This window comes from Pontivivens nitratireducens, from assembly GCF_014235845.1.
Classification (GTDB): domain Bacteria; phylum Pseudomonadota; class Alphaproteobacteria; order Rhodobacterales; family Rhodobacteraceae; genus Pontivivens; species Pontivivens nitratireducens.
The window spans coordinates 208822-227871 of the sequence record NZ_JACJUQ010000006.1 but is presented as its reverse complement, the minus strand read 5'-3'; the positions used below and the strand labels follow the sequence as shown (position 1 = coordinate 227871).

16 protein-coding genes are annotated in these 19050 nt (G+C 63.5%); 10 read left to right on the top strand and 6 right to left on the bottom strand.

The window, feature by feature from the left end; translation table 11 throughout:
- Positions 1 to 110 precede the first annotated feature (110 nt).
- A complete protein-coding gene (locus H1S03_RS09465) occupies positions 111 to 1124 on the bottom strand; it encodes an AbrB family transcriptional regulator (protein ID WP_185804209.1) in 1014 nt (337 codons plus the stop codon).
- Between the two features lie 134 nt (positions 1125 to 1258).
- Here H1S03_RS09465 and H1S03_RS09460 point away from each other — a divergent pair, with 134 nt between their 5' ends.
- Positions 1259 to 2371, top strand: coding sequence for an S-(hydroxymethyl)glutathione dehydrogenase/class III alcohol dehydrogenase (locus H1S03_RS09460; RefSeq protein WP_185804208.1), 1113 nt, complete (start codon positions 1259 to 1261; stop codon positions 2369 to 2371).
- Between the two features lie 89 nt (positions 2372 to 2460).
- On the opposite strand, the gene H1S03_RS09455 is transcribed toward H1S03_RS09460, so the two are convergent.
- From H1S03_RS09455 to H1S03_RS09445, 3 genes are read right to left on the bottom strand one after another with little or no spacing between them, the layout of a single operon-like run.
- The gene (locus H1S03_RS09455) at positions 2461 to 3324 is read right to left on the bottom strand and encodes a DMT family transporter (RefSeq protein ID WP_185804207.1); all 864 of its coding nucleotides are present in this window, start codon (positions 3322 to 3324) and stop codon (positions 2461 to 2463) included.
- A complete protein-coding gene (locus tag H1S03_RS09450; RefSeq protein WP_185804206.1) occupies positions 3325 to 5625 on the bottom strand; it encodes a PIG-L family deacetylase in 2301 nt (766 codons plus the stop codon).
- 9 nt (positions 5626 to 5634) lie between these two features.
- Complete coding sequence (locus H1S03_RS09445) at positions 5635 to 6813, bottom strand: ROK family transcriptional regulator (RefSeq protein ID WP_185804205.1); 1179 nt, start codon at positions 6811 to 6813, stop codon at positions 5635 to 5637.
- A gap of 124 nt (positions 6814 to 6937) precedes the next feature.
- Between H1S03_RS09445 and H1S03_RS09440 the strand changes: the two genes are divergently transcribed.
- The 7 genes from H1S03_RS09440 to H1S03_RS09410 all read left to right on the top strand — a co-directional run bounded on the left by H1S03_RS09440 (position 6938) and on the right by H1S03_RS09410 (position 14395).
- Entirely contained in the window at positions 6938 to 8191 is a 1254-nt protein-coding gene (locus tag H1S03_RS09440; RefSeq protein WP_185804204.1) for a sugar ABC transporter substrate-binding protein, read from the top strand.
- Positions 8192 to 8261: 70 nt separating this feature from the next.
- Complete coding sequence (locus H1S03_RS09435) at positions 8262 to 9158, top strand: carbohydrate ABC transporter permease (protein WP_185804203.1); 897 nt, start codon at positions 8262 to 8264, stop codon at positions 9156 to 9158.
- Positions 9155 to 10030, top strand: a complete 876-nt coding sequence (locus tag H1S03_RS09430; protein ID WP_185804202.1) for a carbohydrate ABC transporter permease — start codon at positions 9155 to 9157, stop codon at positions 10028 to 10030. The genes H1S03_RS09435 and H1S03_RS09430 overlap by 4 nt, the downstream gene beginning before the upstream one ends.
- Positions 10027 to 11514 carry an argininosuccinate lyase gene (argH, locus tag H1S03_RS09425; protein ID WP_185804201.1) on the top strand — a complete coding sequence of 496 codons (1488 nt, stop codon included), beginning with the start codon at positions 10027 to 10029 and terminating at the stop codon, positions 11512 to 11514. Before H1S03_RS09430 ends, argH begins: the two co-directional genes overlap by 4 nt.
- A 3-nt stretch (positions 11515 to 11517) precedes the next feature.
- The gene (locus H1S03_RS09420; protein ID WP_185804200.1) at positions 11518 to 12564 is read left to right on the top strand and encodes an ABC transporter ATP-binding protein; all 1047 of its coding nucleotides are present in this window, start codon (positions 11518 to 11520) and stop codon (positions 12562 to 12564) included.
- Positions 12561 to 13427, top strand: coding sequence for a PfkB family carbohydrate kinase (locus H1S03_RS09415; protein WP_185804199.1), 867 nt, complete (start codon positions 12561 to 12563; stop codon positions 13425 to 13427). The genes H1S03_RS09420 and H1S03_RS09415 overlap by 4 nt, the downstream gene beginning before the upstream one ends.
- Positions 13424 to 14395, top strand: a complete 972-nt coding sequence (locus H1S03_RS09410; protein ID WP_221892656.1) for an SIS domain-containing protein — start codon at positions 13424 to 13426, stop codon at positions 14393 to 14395. Before H1S03_RS09415 ends, H1S03_RS09410 begins: the two co-directional genes overlap by 4 nt.
- 59 nt (positions 14396 to 14454) lie before the next feature.
- Here H1S03_RS09410 and H1S03_RS09405 read toward each other — a convergent pair whose 3' ends face one another.
- Both H1S03_RS09405 and H1S03_RS09400 read right to left on the bottom strand, forming a co-directional pair.
- Positions 14455 to 15996: an alanine/glycine:cation symporter family protein gene (locus H1S03_RS09405; protein ID WP_185804198.1), complete on the bottom strand. Its 1542-nt coding sequence runs from the start codon at positions 15994 to 15996 to the stop codon at positions 14455 to 14457.
- An 11-nt stretch (positions 15997 to 16007) separates the two neighbouring features.
- Positions 16008 to 16445, bottom strand: coding sequence for a universal stress protein (locus tag H1S03_RS09400; protein ID WP_185804197.1), 438 nt, complete (start codon positions 16443 to 16445; stop codon positions 16008 to 16010).
- Between the two features lie 397 nt (positions 16446 to 16842).
- Between H1S03_RS09400 and H1S03_RS09395 the strand changes: the two genes are divergently transcribed.
- Positions 16843 to 18048, top strand: a complete 1206-nt coding sequence (locus H1S03_RS09395) for a cation:proton antiporter (protein WP_185804196.1) — start codon at positions 16843 to 16845, stop codon at positions 18046 to 18048.
- A 156-nt stretch (positions 18049 to 18204) separates the two neighbouring features.
- The gene (locus H1S03_RS09390) at positions 18205 to 19029 is read left to right on the top strand and encodes an MBL fold metallo-hydrolase (protein ID WP_185804195.1); all 825 of its coding nucleotides are present in this window, start codon (positions 18205 to 18207) and stop codon (positions 19027 to 19029) included.
- Positions 19030 to 19050 lie beyond the last annotated feature (21 nt).

Genomic DNA, 19050 nt, shown 5'->3' with positions numbered 1-19050 from the left:
GGCAACGGCACTTCAGATCATGCTGACAAACAAGCGAAACGTGCTCGATTCGCCGACAGCCCCATTACGGCATCTTTCACTTTCCCCAAATATCCCCGCCGGAGGCATCCTTACCTCAACCGCAAGGCCAGCGGCACCAGCGCCGTCAGCACGAACAGGCGCAAGACATGATGCGCCGCAACAAAGGCCGGATCCGCGTCCAGCAACACCGCCATCGCGGCCATCGTCTCCACCCCACCGGGGGCGAAGGCGATCAGCACCTGCATCGTGGGCAGATCGGTCAGCCACGCCACCATGAACGCCCCGATGATTGCGATGCCCACCGACAGGCTGGTCAGAACGACCGATGCGCCCAGCGCGGCGCGCAACACCGCCCAGCGCGCCCCATCAAAGCGGGTGCCGATCAGCGTCCCCATCACGCCGAACGCAGGCAAGGCCAGCCATCCCGGCACGCCGCCGTGGATCAATCCGATGCCGTGGGCGAAGGACGACACGAACATGCCGCCCAGCAACAGTGCCGCCGGTACGCCCAGACGGGCCAGGATCATACCGCTCACGCCCGATGCCAGAATGCACAGCGCCAGCGGGATCAGGGCCAATGGAGCCACGGGCAGAGAGGGCGTTCCGACCTGACCGCCCATGACCACCACCACCGGCACGAGGAGGGTCAGCGCCAGCAATCGCAGGCTCTGCACCACGGTGACGAAGCCGATATCGGCCCGCATCTCCACCCCCAAGCCCAGGACGTAGCTCAGATGGCCGGGGGATGCGGCCAGAACGGATGTGCGCCAATCCTTGCCGAACAGCCACGCCACCGCCGCGGCCCCGACCACCAGGATCGCGGCCACGACGACAATCAGAAACGCGATGCTGGCGGGCCAGGTGCGCACCGCCTGCAACGTTTCGGGCGTGACGCCTGCGCCCATACCGATCCCAATGATGACGAATGCACTGTCGCGCAACCAGACGGGCATGTGCATCCGCTGACCCGACACTGCAGCTATGGTCACGCTGATCGCTGGTCCCATCAACATGGGTGCGGGCAAACCCACCAGCCATGCCGCCACCCCGCCAATCGCCCCGATCACCAGCGCCCTGATGGTGCGCACCGCCTCATCCTGCATGCTGCCTCCTGCCTTTGGCGCGATCTTATCCATCTCTCGCGACCGCGCCAATCAGTGCTTTGTACCGATTGCGACCCTTGCCGAGCGGTCTGATTTCGCTCAGTTTGTCGCAAACGGATACAGGGAGTTGTTCCATGAAAACCCGCGCAGCCATTGCCATTCAGGCAGGCAAGCCCCTCGAAGTCACCGAGGTCAACCTAGACGGCCCCCGCCACGGTGAGGTGCTGGTCGAGATCATGGCGACCGGCATCTGCCATACCGATGAATTCACCCGCTCCGGCGCGGATCCAGAAGGGATCTTTCCCGCCATTCTGGGGCATGAGGGGGCAGGCATCGTGCGTGAGATCGGCCCCGGTGTCACCTCGCTGAAGGTCGGCGACCATGTGATCCCGCTCTACACTCCCGAATGTCGCGAATGCGAATACTGCCTGAACCCCAAGACGAACCTGTGCCAATCCGTGCGCACGACGCAGGGTCAGGGTCTGATGCCTGACGGGACCTCCCGCTTCAGCACGCTGGATGGCGACCCGATCTTTCACTACATGGGCACGTCCACCTTCTCGAACTTCACGGTGATGCCGGAAATCGCGGCTGCGAAAATACGCAAGGACGCGCCCTTCGACATGGTGTGCTATATCGGCTGCGGCGTGACCACCGGCATCGGCGCGGTCATCAACACCGCAAAGGTCGAGATCGGCTCGACCGCCATTGTCTTCGGGCTGGGCGGAATCGGGTTGAACGTGATTCAGGGCCTGCGACTGGCCGGTGCGGGTCAAATCGTCGGTGTGGACATCAACCCGTCCAAGGTCGAGATGGCCACCCGCTTCGGCATGACAGATTTCGTGAACCCGACCGAGGTCGAGGGCGATCTGGTGCCCTATCTGGTGAACCTGACCAAGGGCGGCGCGGACTATACCTTTGACGCGACCGGCAACACGGACGTGATGCGCACCGCGCTGGAATCCGCGCACAAGGGCTGGGGCGAGTCGATCATCATCGGGGTCGCGGCCGCAGGCGCGGAGATTTCGACTCGTCCGTTCCAGCTTGTCACCGGGCGCTCATGGCGCGGCACGGCTTTCGGCGGCGCACGGGGCCGGACCGATGTGCCCAGGATCGTGGACTGGTACATGGACGGAAAGATTGAAATCGACCCGATGATCACACACAAGCTGAAGCTGGATGAGATCAACCACGGTTTCGACCTGATGCATCAGGGCAAATCCATTCGCGCGGTCGTGGAATACTGATCCGATGCGCGGCCCCTCCACTTTCGGGGGGCCGCGCGATCCCTCCAGTGGCAGAGCGGAACTTGCCTCTGCCCCATGCCTTTGCCCCTCTATACCCGTTGCCGTAACGTGCGTGGACGGGCCGCGACGGCCAGTGCGCTGCCCAGGATCAGCGCCGCGCCCAGATAGAATCGCGGTTCGGGAACCTCTCCGAAGATCAGGAATCCGATGCTCGTCGTCAGTGGCAACGACAGGTATCCCAGAACGGAGAGGAATCCCGCCTCCGCCCGTGAATGCGCCGCCAGAAAGCAGAATTGCGCCGTCTGCGCAAAGATGCCGATGGCCAGCAGGGCCGGCCAGATCGCGGCGGGCACGCTGACCCAACCGGCAATGGCGAACGGGGCCGTACAGACCGCCAGACCAGCGGTGTAGAACGTCATCATCACGACACGGGGCGCTGCGCTCAACCGTCTGGTCACGATGATCGCGCCGGTTCCCGACAACACGACCAAACCCGCGGCGGGCAGGCCCCAGCTCCACTCCGCGCCGGTGGGACCGATGGCGATTGCCGCCCCGGCAAGCGCCGCTGCCGCCGCCAGCCAGCGCCTGCGCGGGATCAGTTCGCGCAGGATGAACGTCGCCAGTATCATCGTTACCACGGGCCGCGTGAACTGGATCGCGCTGAACAGCGCCAGTGGCAGCCGCGCCACCGCAAAGAAGCTGGCGGTCAGCGTCACCGCCGACAGCCCCACCCGCAACACGTGAAGCGGCAGGTCGTCCAAACCGCGAAATCGATCGCGCGCGACCCAGATCCACGGCAGGATCAGGACCAGCCCGGTCAGCGCGCGCAGAAAGACCAACTGAGCCGCCGGTACGTCCAGCCCAACCGATTTCACGATCACCAGCGCCCAGATGTTGAGCGACATATCTGCGAGCTGCCACGCGCCGCCGGACAGGTTGCGCGGCGGGGTCATCTAGCGTTTCGCCACCATGTTGGCCATCAGCCGGAACGCGCCGGTGGTCAGGGCCTCCATCTGATGATGCAGGTTCAAGGCGCAGTGAACGTGCCGCCCGTCACCGATATCACCGCTCAGCAATGCGCCCTGCAATGGTGGCTCATCAGGGTCGTGCAGGGCGACCAGAGGGGTATAGGCCTCATCCCACGCCTTGGCGAAATACAGGCCGCGTTCCTTGTCCCAGCCGTTCCAGTCGGCGGCTTCGATCGTGTTCGGAGTGTTGAACAGCGGGTGTCGCGGTTGCAAAACATCAACCTCCGCCTCCGCATTCGTGACGCGGAATCGCAGTGAGGGTGCGCCAATTTCGAGCATACGCGGCGGTATGGCTTGCGGATCCCAGTCGTCCCAGGGCCGGTGGTACAGCGTGACCAGCGTGCCGCCCTGCTCGACCCAGGTTCGCAGGCGACTCATGACGGGGGCAAGCTTGCGGAATCGCACGGCGAAGATACCGATCACCACCGTATCGAATCGGTCCAGACTCGTCAGAAGGGTCTCGTTGTCGGGTTCCTCGACATGCAGTCCCATCGCACGCATCCAATGCCCGACACGGTCGTTACCGCCTCCGACATAGGCGATCTTTACCTCTGGCAAAACCGCGTCCAGCACACATACGCGCAGGGTCGCGGGCGCGACAAAGGTGCGCGTCGCCACGTGCGGATACTCGATCCGGGTCAGGGTGTCGGCGGGTTCCTTGTCCAGCATCAGGCGGGCCTCGTACACACCTGGCGCGGCATCTTCGGGCACGTTCAGACGCATGTCGTTCAGATCCCACCCCGCAGGCAGGTCGAATGACGGGACCGAACCGTGCGGCGTGATTTCACGAACGCTCAAGTCGATCTGGCGCGGCGCGGCGCGGTTGACCAGCACGGCCGATGGGGTGACCCGACCGCTTACCGCGGGTATGACGCGCGGCGGCGTCTCGAACGCCACATGCTGCACGGCCTCGACCCCGGCGACTTCGAACCGCACCTCGATACAGGGGGCGTCGGGGCAGGCGGGCCGCCAGGTATCGGGGTAGGGATCGCTCAGCCTGTCCGGTGCGATCAGCGCATTGCCGCCCGAGTTGCCCCAGTTCCCTGAAATCAGTGAGGTGGAAACGGCGGCATCCCCCGCGCGCTTTTCCACTGTGACGCTGGCGGTGTCGCCGGGGCGCAGCAGGACGGGGTGCACCCGGGCGTGAACCTCCAGCCCTGCGGCTTCCATCAGTACACGGGTCAACTGCCGTTCGGCCCGCTGCAAGCGATGACCGTGGCGCGCCAGTTCGGCCTGTGACATGACCTCCTGCGCTGCGCGAACGGCCTGCAAACCCTCGGCTGTGGCCGGACTGATCGCGGCACCGTCTGGAAAAGCGTCGCACGCCCGGGCAATGGCCTGATCGGCCTTGGTCAACTGCACGTGATCCCCCAGATCGGACAGGCTGCGTGGCAACTTGTCGGTGATGGCGGTGTCGGCACCGCTCAACCGGGTGGCGGCCAGATGCAGGGCGAAATCCCGTTCCTCACCTGCGGGCACCCAACGGCCCATGGCCTGCGTCATGTGAAAGGCTCGCGATTGCTGACCAATCCGCTCGAAGCTCCACCCGGTCAGAGGATCGACGCCCCCTTGCACCATCAGGCTGGCGGGGGGCGGCGGCAGATCGTCGTCATAGGCCTGACCCGCGCCGGACCAGGCCGGCAGGTACATCTTGGAGACCTCCCAGACAGGCAAATCGCAATCGAAACCCGGATCCGCCGCCGCCGCGAAGACGTCGTGCGCCAGTTCCGTCATTGCCCGGTGATGCCCGTGTTGGCCCGGCACATCCAGAAAGGTCGGGCAGATGACGTCTGGCCGTTCCATCCGCACGATATGGACGAACCGGGACAACGTCCTGTCGCGTCCCCATTTCGCAAGTGTTTCCGTACCGCTCTTGGAAAAGCGGAAATCGTGGATGTCGCCGGGCCGCTGGCTCAACCAGTACAGGTTCATGTCCAGAACCTCGGCCGCGCGCTCCATCTCCGCTGTGCGCAGGGTGCCCAGAACCGGGCCGGATTCGCGCCCGATATCGTTCTGTCCGCCCTCCCCCCTGGTCGAGCACGCATAGCTCAGCGCGATGCCGTCACGATAGCGCAGCGCGGCCAGCATGGCGGAATGTTCGTCATCGGGATGCGCCCCGGTGTTCATGAACCCCACGACGGAGCGCAGCGCGCTCAACGCCTGTCCCAGTCTGACGATGCGCGGTGCGGTGCGTTCGGCGGCGATGCGGGACTGATCTGGCGTCATGAAAAACCTCTATTGCAATGCAGATGCCACGGGGGCGAAACGCGGCGTGAACAATCGGTTGAGCACGAGTGCGGCGGCCCCCTCCGCCGCGACCAGCCGCCCGGTCCGACCGCAGATCAGGCGGGCAACCGCGCGTCCCTCCCGGTTGGAAATCGACGCCGCACTCAGATCGACCGCCGCGACCAGATCGACGAGGATCTTTTGCGGCATCGCTCCGCCCAGAATGATCGTCTCGGGATCGAACAGCGTCTCGACAACATGCACCGCCCGGGCAAGCGGCGCTGCGGCATCCGCGATCCAGCCCTGCACGACAGGGTGATTGTGCGCGGCCAGTGCGCTCAACGTATCTATATCGGGCGCGGCCACGCCCGCAGCCTGCAACCGCGCGACCAGGCTCAGACGGGACACCGCGCGTTCCAGCAGCAGGCCGTCATGCGCCAAGGGCAAATGCCCGATCTCACCCGCATTGCCATAGGCACCGGTGACCAGATGCCCGTCATTGACCAGACCCAGGCCAAGGCCCGCCCCGAAATACAGGTAGCCATAGGTTCCGAACCCCTCGGCCATGCCGTTGATCCGTTCGGCAACCGCAGCGGCATTCGCATCGTTTTCCACCGTGATCGGCAGGTTCAGCGCGCCACCGATGAGCGAAATCGGGTCGGTGCCCTCCCATCCGGGCAGGGCACTTGCCTCCGCGCTCAACCCGGTGCGCCCGAACGGGCCGGGCAAAGCGACCCCTGCCCCCATGATGCGCGCGGGGTCGATGGCGGCTTCGGCGATCATCCGGTCGCGCATCGTCACGATGATTGCGGCGGCCTCCTGTGGGGTCGCCGCGTCCACAGGTTCCCGCAAGGTGGCGATCCGGGTGCCCTTGAGGTTCAGCAATGCGCCCAGAATGACGTTCGGGCGCACCTCGAAGCCCAGCGCATAGCCACCCTCGGGATTCACGGCATAGAGCACGGCCGGCAGACCGCGACCGGCAGACCGGGTGCCCTGCTGCTGCAACAGACCGTCCTGTTCCAACGTCGCGATGATCTTGCTGACCGCTTGCGTGCTTAGCCCCGATGCCCGCGCGATCTGGGCACGGCCCATCGTTCCGGCGGCCAGAATACGCCCCAGAACCAGCTGCCGGTTATGGACCCGGGCCCGTTCGCCATTCGCACCTGTCTGATCGGTTTCCAGCTTCATGCATCCGGATTAAATCAACCGGGTTGATTATTCAACTGAATTGATCCAAGCTTTCCTCAGCGCGGGTATCGACGCTATCTGCCACGCCCCAGGGCGGCGGCCGCACAACAGGGAGACGCAGAAAATGCGAAATAAACTCAAGTCCTTTATACTTGCAGGAGCAGCCACTGCCGCACTTCTGCCGGGTGCCGCCTCGGCGGATGTCGAAATCGAATACTGGCAGTACTTCTTCGACGCGCGGGTCGAGGCGATGGAGCAGCTCATCGCGTCGTTCGAGGAGGAAAACCCCGACATCACCGTCACCATGACGCATTTCCCCTATGCCGATTATCGCACGAAGGTCGCCGCCGCGATTCCGGCGGGCGAAGGGCCGGATGTGGTGCAGTTGTTCTATGGCTGGCTGAACGACTACATCGAGGCGAGCCTGATCCAGCCCCTGCCCACCGACGCCTTCGATCCCGCCGTGATCGACGCGGAATTCTTCCCCATGGTCGGCGCGATGAAGAAGGACGGCCAGTATTACGCCCTGCCCACCGCCGTACGCTCCCTCGCCCTGTTCTACAACGAGCGGATTCTTGAGGATGCCGGGGTCGAGCCGCCGACCACGCTGGAGGAGCTGGTCGAGGTCGCAAAGGCCACGACGGAGCGGGACGGCGCAGGCAACATCACGCAGGTCGGCTTTACCACCGGCATGACGGCGCAGGATCACCACTGGTTCCGCGAGGTTCTGATCCGCCAGTTCGGCGGGGAACCCTATCTCGACGATTACCGGACGGTGAATTACGATACGGAAGCGGGCCGGGCCGCGCTCGATTACTACACGGGGCTTCAGTCCGAACATGGCGTGACGGTCGAGGGCTTCATGGATGAGCCGCAGGCCGCCTTCAGGGCAGGCCGCGCTGCGATGCATATCGACGGCTCGTTCCGCGTCGGATCGCTGGCAGATCAGCGCGGGTTGCGCTGGGGCGTGACGGAGCTTCCGGCCGGTCCGGACGGCACGCAATCGAACTATTCCTCGTACTGGGTGAACGCCATCACCACCAAGGCCGAGGGTGAGAAATTCGACGCCGCCGTCAAGTTCATGCAGTTCATCACCTCGGACGACGCGATGCAGCTTTGGCTGGACGTGGTAGGCGAACTGCCCGCGAAACCATCGGTCGGCATGACCGATGAGAACGTCAACGATGAGGTCTTCGGCCCCTTCATCCGTGGTCTGGAATATGCGCACACCACAACGTTCGCGAATGAAAGTAGCCAACGTCAGGTACTTGTGGATATGGTCAGCCGCATTAACATCGGTGGACAGGACGCGGGCGAAAGCCTGTCCGAGGCGGCCGCAGCCGAGCAGGCCATCCTCGACGAATACTACGCCGACTAATGTGTCAGCGTAGTCTGCAAGGCGGCCTTTTCGAGGGCCGCCTTGCTCAATATAACCGAAAGCGTCCCCAATGTTCCGTTACCGCGACCTGACCATCCGTCAGAAGCAGATCGTCTGGGCCTGGATTTTCCTGGCCGTGCCGGTACTGTTCTATACCGTGATCCGCTTCTATCCGACCGGCAACGCCGTCCTGATTTCGTTCCAGGACTGGAACCTGCTGGGATCGCGGACCTGGACCGGGTTGGACAATTACGTGAAGCTGGTGAACGACCCCGTGTTCTGGAAGGTCTTCGCCAACACGTTCCTGTATCTGATCATCGGCACGCCGGTCAGCCTGCTGATCAGCTTCGTGGTCGCCTATCATCTGGACAAGCTGCGGTTCGGGCATTCATTCATCAGGATGCTGTATTTCCTGCCTTTCATGACCTCCGCCGTGGCGATGGCCTGGGTGTGGCGCTGGTTCTATCAGGGCGTGCCCATCGGTCTGTTCAACAATATGCTCGCCAGCGTGGGGATCGAGCAGATCGCGTTCCTGAACTCCACCACCAATGCCTTGCCGGCCGTTCTGGCGCCGGCGGTCTGGGCCGGGCTGGGATTTCAGATCATCATCTTCATGGCCGGGCTGCGATCCATCCCGCAAAGCTATTACGAGGCCGCGCGCATCGACGGCGTGTCGTGGTGGACCGTGCTGTGGGAAATCACGTTGCCGCTGCTGCGCCCGACGATTGTGTTCATTGTGGTGTTTTCCTCCATCGGGTTCCTGCGGATCTTCGACCATGTGTTCAACATGACGACGAACAATCCCGGCGGGCCGCTGAACTCCACCAAACCGTTGGTGCTGATGATCTATGACACCGCGTTCAACTCCTTCGACATGGGCTATGCCGCGGCGCAGACGGTGGTGCTGTTCACCATCCTGCTGATCGTCAGCCTGATCCAACTCTGGCTGCTGAGGGCCGACCGATGACCGCGACAGATATCCGGCCGACGACGGCGGCAACCCTCGACACCAAGGCCCCGCGCAAACCGCGCAACATGGGGCAGATCATCCGCTGGCTGCTGCTGTTCGGCGGCGGCATTCTGATGGTGATGCCCATCGCCTACATGATCTCGACCTCGCTGAAATGGCCGTGGGAGGTCTATAACGTCAACCTCATCCCCGAGGAACCGACGCTCGAGAACTACATCTACGTGCTGGAGGATGGCCGGTTTTACTGGTGGTTCGTCAATTCGATGATCGTGGCGACGCTGACCACGATCTCCGCTTTGTTCTTTGACAGTCTGGTCGGCTACACCTTGTGCAAGTTCAAGTTTCCGGGCCGCACGCTGGTATTCATCGCGATCCTGTCCACCCTGATGATCCCGACGGAGATGCTGGTGATCCCGTGGTATCTGATGTCGCAAAGCTTCGGCTGGCTCGACACTTACTGGGGCATCATGTTCCCCGGTCTGATGACCGCGTTCGGTGTTTTCCTGATGAAGCAGTTCTTCGAAAGCGTGCCGGATGACTTCATCGAGGCGGCGCGCATCGACGGCCTGAACGAGTTCCAGATCTGGTGGAGCGTGGCGATGCCGTTGGTGCGCCCGGCACTGGCGGCACTGGCGATCTTCGTCTTCCTCGGCAACTGGACGGCATTCCTGTGGCCGCTGATCGTAACCAACTCCACCGACATGTACACGCTGCCCGTCGGCCTCGCCGGGTTCGGGGATGAGGCGGATGTGGCGTGGGAGCTGATCATGACCGGGGCCGCGATCTCGACCATTCCCACATTGGTGGTGTTCCTGATCTTCCAACGGTTCATCATTCGCGGCGTTGTCATGGCGGGGCTGAAGGGATGAGTGTCGATCTGCAAAAATTCCCGCACCCCGTTTACAAGGATACGGTCCTCGCCCCCCTGTTCGAGGGGGTGAAGACCAATCACGCCGCCGATATGGACGCGATCAACCGCGCCCATCTGGTGATGCTGCATGAAACCGGCATTTTGAACGCACAGGACGCAGCCAAGATCGCCACAGCCCTGACCGCCATCGAGGTGGAAACGGACCGTGACGCGCTGACCTATACCGGGGAGCATGAGGATTGGTTCTTCCTGGTCGAGGCAGAGCTACGCGCCCGTCTGGGCGATCTGGGCGGCGCGCTGCACACTGCCCGGTCGCGCAACGATATGGACCACACCCTGTTCAAGATGGCGCTGCGCTGGCGAGCGGAGGGGATGGTGGCCCAGCTTCTGACCCTTGCCTCCGCCCTGATCGACACGGCCCGGCGTGAGGCGCAGACCCCCATCGTCGCCTATACCCACGGTCAACCGGCGCAACCGTCCACCTTCGGTCATTATCTGGCCGCGATGGTGGAGGTGGTGCTGCGCGATGCGGAACGGCTGAGCGCCGCGATAGCCCCCCTAGACCTGTGCCCGATGGGTGCGGCAGCGATCACGACAACGGGCTTTCCCATCGACCGGGCGCGTGTGGCGACGCTGTTGGGGTTCGAGGAACCGCTGCTTAACTCCTATGGCTGCATCGCCTCCGTCGATTATATCACGGGGCTTTATTCCGCGATGAAGCTGCCCTTCGTGCATCTGGGCCGCGTGGTGCAGGACATGGCGTTCTGGTCCGCGTTCGAGGTGGGGCAACTGTCGGTTCCCGGCTCCCTTGTGCAGATCAGCTCCATCATGCCGCAGAAACGCAATCCGGTGCCCATCGAGCATATGCGCCACCTCGCCGCCGTGACCGCCGGGCGGTGTGACGTGATGGTCGACACCATGCGCAACACCCCCTTCACCGACATGAACGACTCTGAGGGGGAGGTGCAGCAGGCCGGGTATGCCGCATTCGAAAGCGGGGGCCGGATGCTGGACCTGCTCACCGCGTTCCTGCCCGCCTGCACGATCAATGCGGACCGGGTGCGGCGGAACATGGACGCCGCCTGCGTCACCATCACCGAACTGGCCGACACGCTGGTGCGCGACGAGAACCTGACCTTCCGTCAGGCGCATGAGGTCGCGGCCATCACGGCCCGCGCCGTCATCGCGGCGGGCAGGCCACTGGGTGAGGGGTACGATGCCTTTCGTGCCGGTTTCACGCAGATCACCGGGCGCGATACCATGCTCGACCCGCGGGAGTTCGAGATCACGGTGTCGCCCGAAACCTTCGTCGCGCGGCGCGACCGGCCCGGCGGTCCGGCACCTGCGGCGCTGGCCGCCGCCCTGACGACCTACACCGGCACTCTGGATCACCTGCAAACCGCGCAGACCCGACGCATCACGCGGCGCGAGGAGGCTTCGGCCGCCCTCGACACCGCTTTCTCCGCCCTTCAGGAGTCCTGACCCATGGCTGAACTTTCCCTGCACAACCTCGTCAAGCGCTATGGCAATACGGAGGTCCTGCACGGCATCGACCTGACCGTGACCGACGGCGAATTCATCGTCTTCGTCGGGCCGTCGGGCTGCGGCAAGTCCACCACCCTGCGCATGATCGCGGGGTTGGAGGAAATCTCGGGCGGTGAAATCCGCATCGACGGGCGTGTCGTCAACAACCTGGAGCCCAAGGAACGTGACATCGCGATGGTGTTTCAGAACTACGCGATCTACCCGCATATGAGCGTACGCAAGAACATCGCATTCGGGCTGCGGTCCTCGAAGATGCCCAAGGCCGACAAGGCCAAACGGGTGGAGGAGGTCGCGGACTTTCTGGAAATGACCGAATATCTGGAGCGTAAGCCCGCCGCCCTGTCCGGTGGTCAGCGTCAGCGCGTCGCCATCGGGCGCGCGATGGTCCGCGATCCGGCCCTGTTCCTGTTCGACGAGCCTCTGTCCAATCTGGACGCCCAGTTGCGCACGCAGATGCGGCTGGAGATCAAGAAGCTGCACCAGCGTGTCGGCTCCACCATCGTGTTCGTGACCCACGATCAGGTGGAGGCGATGACCATGGCCGACCGGATCGTCATCATGAAGGATGGCCACATCCAGCAGGTCGGCACGCCCGAGGATGTCTATCGCAACCCCGCCAACACCTTCGTCGCGCGCTTTATCGGCGCGCCCTCGATGAACATGATTTCGGCCGATGCCACCGCGTCCGGCATCGTCCTGCCCGGCGGCGCCTCCATCGCGAAGGCTGCGACCCAGGGGCCGGTGACGCTGGGCATCCGCCCCGACGACCTGCGTCCGGTCGGGGGTGACGGGCTGCTGACCGGCACCGTGGCGGTGACCGAACCGCTCGGCCCCGAGACCTTGATTTACGTCGATACCCCAGCCGGGGAGATGATCGCCAAGGCCTCAGGCCGCACGCCCCCCTTGGTCGGGGAGCAGGTTCATTTGGACGCGGACATTGCGGATCTGCATATCTTCGATCGCGCCAGCGGGTTGGCAATCCGGTGAAGGATGCCCGCGACACCCACCGTAACGTGGTCTGCGCCGGCAGGCTCTACTGCGATCTGGTCTTCTCCGGCACCGGTCGTCTGCCCGCAATGGGGCAGGAGATCTTTGCCGAGGGGTTGAGCCTGCACGCCGGGGGCGGCGCGTTCATCACCGCCGCCTGGCTGGCCGCGCTGGGGCGGAATGCTGACCTCGTCGCCACTCTGCCCGCCGCCCCGTTCGAAGACACCGTGCGCGACCAGATCGCCAGGGCCGGGGTCGGCGCGTCCGGGTGTGCGCCTGCCCCCGATGGCACCGATCCGCAGATCACCGTCGCCCTGCCGATGGATGGGGATCGTGCCTTCGTCACCCGCCGTACCGGGCGCGCCCTGCCCGATACCCTGTCCTTCGATGGCGCAAGCCACCTGCATATAGGCGAATTGCGCACCCTTCTGGAACATCCCGACCTGATCGCCGCCGCGCGGGCCGAGGGGATCACCATCTCGCTCGATTGCGGCTGGGAGGATACCCTGCCTCCCGACGCAGGCCCTTTGATCGGGTCGGTCGATATCTTCCTGCCCAACGAAGAAGAGGCCGCGATGCTGGATGCAGCCGGAATGCTTGACGCGGCCCCCCTGACGATCATCAAATGTGGGGCGAACGGGGCAAGGGCGCGGTTCGGTGACACAGATCTGCACGTTCCCACCACCCCCGTCCGTGTCGAGGATGCCACCGGCGCCGGCGATGCGTTCAATGCGGGATTTCTGGATTCCTGGTTGGCAGGGCGTCCCACGTCCGACTGCCTTGCCGCAGGCAATCGGATCGGGGCCTCCGCTGTCAGCGCGCTTGGTGGAACGGGCGGTATTTCGGGTATGGTGCGATCATGACTGACCTGATGCGAACCGAAACGCTGGAGATTCCGCAAGCCGCCGCGCGGCTGGAAGATTCACGCCCAGCCATCGCGCAGGTGGCTGCACGCCTGCGCCTGCTCGCACCCCCCGCCCTGATAACGGTCGCACGCGGATCGTCGGACCATGCGGCGAATGTATGGAAATACGCAGTTGAAATCGGCGCGGGCCTGCCGGTTGCTTCGATGGGGCCATCGGTCGCCTCGATCCACGGGGCGAAACTGAACGTCGCGGGACTGGCGGCGCTGGCGTTCAGTCAATCGGGGGCGAGCGAGGATATCATCGCCCTGTCGGGTGCCCTGCGCGCCGGTGGCGCGATGACAGTCGCCATGACCAACACGCCCGACAGTCCGCTGGCGAATGCCTGCGATCACACCATCGACCTGCAAGCCGGCCCCGAACGCGCGGTGGCCGCGACCAAGAGCTATGTGAACACCGTCCTCGCCGGGTTGCGCCTGTTGGCCGAATGGCGTGAGGACGCGGTCCTGCACGCCGCACTGGATGCGGCCCCCGACCGCCTGACGCATGGCTTGATGGCCTGTGACCGGATTTCCGAAGCACTGGCCGAAGCCCCCTGGGCGGTGGTTCTGGGGCGCGGGCCCGGTCTGGGCATCGCCCGCGAACTGGCGCTGAAGGCCGCAGAATGCTGTGCCATGCCGGCGCTTGCGCTCAGCGCGGCGGAATCCCTGCACGGCCCTGTCGCCGCCATCGGCCCCGAAGCGGCGGTGATCGCGATAGGCGAGGGTCCGGGCATGGATGGCCCGCTGGACGCTCTCGCCACGCATGGCATCAAGCCGCTGCGCATCACGACGGCGCCCCTGCATCCGATACTGGATCCCTTGCTGGCGCTGCCCTCGCTTTACCTGAGCATCGAGCAGGCGGCCCGCGCGCGCGGCCACGATCCCGACGCCCCCCGCAGGCTGAAAAAGGAAACGGTCACGCGCTGACCCCAGCACGTGACCGTTTCGAGCAATATGCAGGGGCGCCGCGTGACGCCCCCGCGCGATCAGTTCTTGTACACCTTGATCTCACCTGCGGACAGCCGCGAGGAATAGGACCGCAATTCCTTGCGCACCAGCTTCATCAGGAAGTACAGGCAGAAGATGTTCACCACCGCCATCGAGAAGATCGCCGCATCCGAGAAGTCGATGACCGGGCCAAGGCTGGCCGCCGCACCGATCACGATGAAGATGCAGAAGATCACCTTGAACACGATCTCGGTCGTCTTGCCCTCTCCGAACAGATAGGTCCACGCCTTCAGACCGTAATACGACCAGGAGATCATGGTGGAGAATGCGAACAGCACCACCGCGATGGCCAGGACATACGGGAACCAGCTGATACCGGTGCCGAATGCCGCCGAGGTCAGCGCCACGCCGCTGGTATCGCCAATTGTCGCGATCGCGGTGCCTGCTTCGTTCAGCACGAAACGACCCGTCGCTTCGTCCACAATCAACTGGCCGGAAATGGTGATGACCAGTGCCGTCATGGTGCAGATCACGACCGTATCAATCAGCGGTTCCAGCAGGGACACGAACCCTTCGGTGATCGGCTCCTTCGTCTTTACGGCGGAGTGCGCGATCGCGGCCGAGCCGACGCCCGCCTCGTTCGAGAATGCTGCCCGCTTGAACCCCTGGATCAACGCGCCAACCAGACCACCCGCAACACCCAGCCCGGTAAAGGCCCCGGCGAAGATTTGACCGAATGCCCACCCGATCTGATCGAAGTTGGCCAGCAGGATGATCAGCGCCGCACCGACATACAGGATGCCCATGAACGGCACGATCTTCTCCGTCACATGGGCGATGGATTTGATACCGCCGATGATGACGGCAAACACCACAACCGCGAAGATCACGCCGGTAATCCATCCCGGATAGGCCCCGACGATCCCCGAAATCTGCGCATGTGCCTGATTGGCCTGGAACATGTTGCCACCGCCCAGTGCGCCCAGAATACAGAAGATCGAGAACAGGACGGCCAGGATCTTGCCCCCCGGCAGGCCAAGCTCGTTGAACCCCTTCTGGATATAGTACATCGGCCCGCCCGAGACTGTCCCGTCAGGGTATTCGTTGCGGTACTTCACGCCCAGCGTACATTCGGTGAACTTGGACGCCATGCCCAGCAGACCCGCAAGGATCATCCAGAATGTCGCCCCCGGCCCGCCGATGCCCACGGCCACCGCGACACCCGCGATGTTGCCCAGCCCGACGGTGCCCGACAGCGCCGTCGCCAGCGCCTGGAAGTGGCTGACCTCACCCGCATCGTCAGGATCGGAATAATCGCCCTTCACCAGTCGGATCGCATGGCCGAAGAACCTGAACTGCACGAAACCGAAATAAACGGTGAAGATCGACGCCGCGACAACCAGCCACAGCACGATCCACGGAAATGCCGTTCCGGGCAGCGGGGCGAAGATCAGGTTGACGAAAGGACCGGTGACGTTCGCGAACACCTCGTTCACCCGTTCGTCCAGGGACATCGCCTCCTGCGCGGAGGCCGCGGTCGCCGTCGCGGACAGCGCCAGCAGCGTTGGAAAGAGTTTCATGGTCCGATTCCTTAATTGACGACCGTAACGGGCACGGTGGCATTCATCACGAGGTTGGAGGTAGACGAGCCGAAGAACCGCTTCGCAAAGCCGCCCTCGGACGATCGCGCGACGATGATCTGCTCCGCCCCCTCAGCTTCGCAAACGGTATTGAGGATCTGCGCCACGTCACCGTGTTTGACGATGCCCCGGCTTTCGATATTGGCGGATTTGACCCTCTGCACGGCGGGATCGACGACACGGCTCTTTGCCATTGCGATCTCCTCCTCACGACGTTTGTGCCGCTGGGCGTTCTCCTCGGCTGTCTGGAACGAAAACGGTGACCATTCGATCACATATACGACCAGAAGCTCACATGTTCCGATCAACTCGGCCAGTCGCATGCCATGGGCGAGTGCACGCTCCCCCGACGCATGGCCATCCAGCCCGACTACTAGTTTCGACGGCATCAGGAATCTCTCCTACGCTATCCCGGCTGATCCTTTACCGATCAGGGCAAAGCTATGCAAAGGTCAGCAGCGGTTTTTGTTTTTCTGGCCCTTGAAAAATATTGCAGAATTATTACGGCCAAATCTACTTATTTGTAGAAATCTGTCAGGCAAATGTACTTCTTATGACTGAAAATTCAGGCGATAGTACTTCCTGATGTGCGATTTTCAGAGAATAGGTCATCGGGCGCTGAATGTACGTGCGCCGCCGCAATGTCACGTTACCACACTACAGAGGAATCAAGGTGCAGTTTCGTAGGGATGGTGCATCCGCTCTGCGCGCGCAGTCGGATCGTCGCTTGCCTCAACGCGACGCCGGGGGCGAAGGTGGCGGCCATACAAACACGGGCGGATTTCGATGACGCAAGAGACCGGACTCCTCATCATCGGTGCAGTCGCGCTGCTATACGCAGCCTTCGCACGGCGTTTGACGACAAGCGTACTGACCGGACCGATGCTGTTTTTGATATTGGGCTGGCTGCTGGCGGAGATGGACGTCTTTCAGTTGGGCGGGGCGCAGAAGGCCCTGCACATCCTCGCCGAAATCACCCTGGTGATCGTTCTGTTTTCCGATGCTTCCATCATCGACATTGGCGCCCTGCGAAGGCGGCATGTCTGGCCGCAGCGCACATTGCTGCTCGGCCTGCCGCTGGCGATGTTACTGGGCACACTGGTCGGCATCGTCCTGTTGCCGGATTGGCCGTACTGGGAGGTTGCCCTGGTCGCGGCGATCCTGGCCCCTACGGATGCCGCATTGGGGCAGGCTGTCGTAACCAATCCCGCCGTGCCGCGACGTGTCCGCCGGGCGCTGGACGTCGAGAGCGGCGTGAATGACGGCCTCACCCTGCCGGCGGTATTGCTGTTCGGAGGTCTGTCCGTGGGAGGGCTTCATCAGGTGCAGGACCAGAACTGGCTGCTGTTCACGGTCTGGCAGATCGGGTTTGGCATCTGCATCGGCGCGGCACTGGGATGGGGCGGCGGCCGCTGTCTGGCATGGGCGCGCAACCGTGGGTTCAGCGCCGCCGGGTATGAGGGGATCGCCCTGATCGCAATGGCGGGTTTGTGCTATCTGATCTCTGACATCGCAGGTGGCAACGGATTTCTCGCCGCCTTTGCCGGAGGGGCGGGGTTCGGGGCGACGCAGGACAGCCGCGATCATCAACTGCGTGAGTTCATGGAGTCCGAGGGCACGATACTCACCCTCGGGACATTCCTGCTTATCGGATTGGCGCTGGTGCCACGGGCGGTCGATGCGATCTCGGCCCCGGTGCTGTGTCTGATTGGTGCCAGCCTGTTCGTGGTGCGGCCGGTCGCGATCTGGCTGTCGCTGATCGGCACGGATGCCAGCGGGCCGGTGCGTCTGTTCATCGGATGGTTCGGGCCGCGTGGGCTGGCGACCGTGCTGTTCGCGCTGCTGATCGTCGATCAGATCGAGTCCCTGCCCCACCGCGAGGTCATCGTCGCCATCGCGACCCTGACTGCGCTGGCCAGTGCGCTGCTGCACGGCGCGACCGCCGCAATCGCCGCGCGTCGTTTCGGCCCGCGACTGGATGGCGCGGAGTGAGAGAATGCCCTGTTTCCAGATGGATACAGCACCACAGGATGCCGCGATATTTGACAGAGCGCCGCCATTCGCACAGACTTCCGTGACTTGGTGGGGGCTCACCATGGACCGGATGGCCGAGGGACGGCAGGCTTTTCCGGCACGATGAGGACGATCATGTCGGAATTCGAAGTCCAGATCTGGGGCGCCCGAGGCTCCATCCCCGTCTACCACCCCGATCATCAGCGCGCCGGATGCAACACCACCTGCGTCAGCGTCAGGATCAACGGGCAGATCTCGATTCTGGACGCCGGAACCGGGATCGTGCGGCTGGGGGATACAATAGGCGGTGAGGCTTCGCAGGATATGGACCTGTTTCTAAGCCACTATCACTACGACCATGTGCTGGGGCTGAACTTTTTTCCTCCCCTCAGGTCGGCGCGGACGCACCTGAATGTCCATGGGGGCACCGCCCATACGGGTGAGGGGCCGCAAACCATTCTAAACAAACTGTTTTCCCAACCGTTCTGCCCCAACGAGCTGGACAGCCATCCCGGCAGATTGACGTTCGAGAGCTTTGCGACAGGCGACCGGATCGCTCTGAAAGGCGGCGCTCATCTCATTCCGTATCGCCTCAACCACCCGTCAGTCGCATATGGATTTCGTATCGAATATCGCGACCGGGTTTTCGTCTTCGCCCCCGACTTCGAGCTTGGCGATGCGCAGGGCGATGCCTCTATGGCGGACATGTTGCGGGACGCCGATCTGGCCGTTCTCGACACGATGTTCACCCCGGCAGAGATCACGGAATATCGCGGCTACGGGCATTCCTCGTGGCAGGACGTGGCCCGGATTTGCGCAGCCTCGCATGTGACATCCTGGCGATTGTTTCATCACGCCCCGTCCCTGACGGATAGTGCACTGGACGCGATCGAAGCGGAACTGCGCCGCGAATTCCCCGATTCCGGCGCAGCCAGAGAAGGTGACCTATATGTGCTGTGATGCGCGGGTGTCACAGGAACC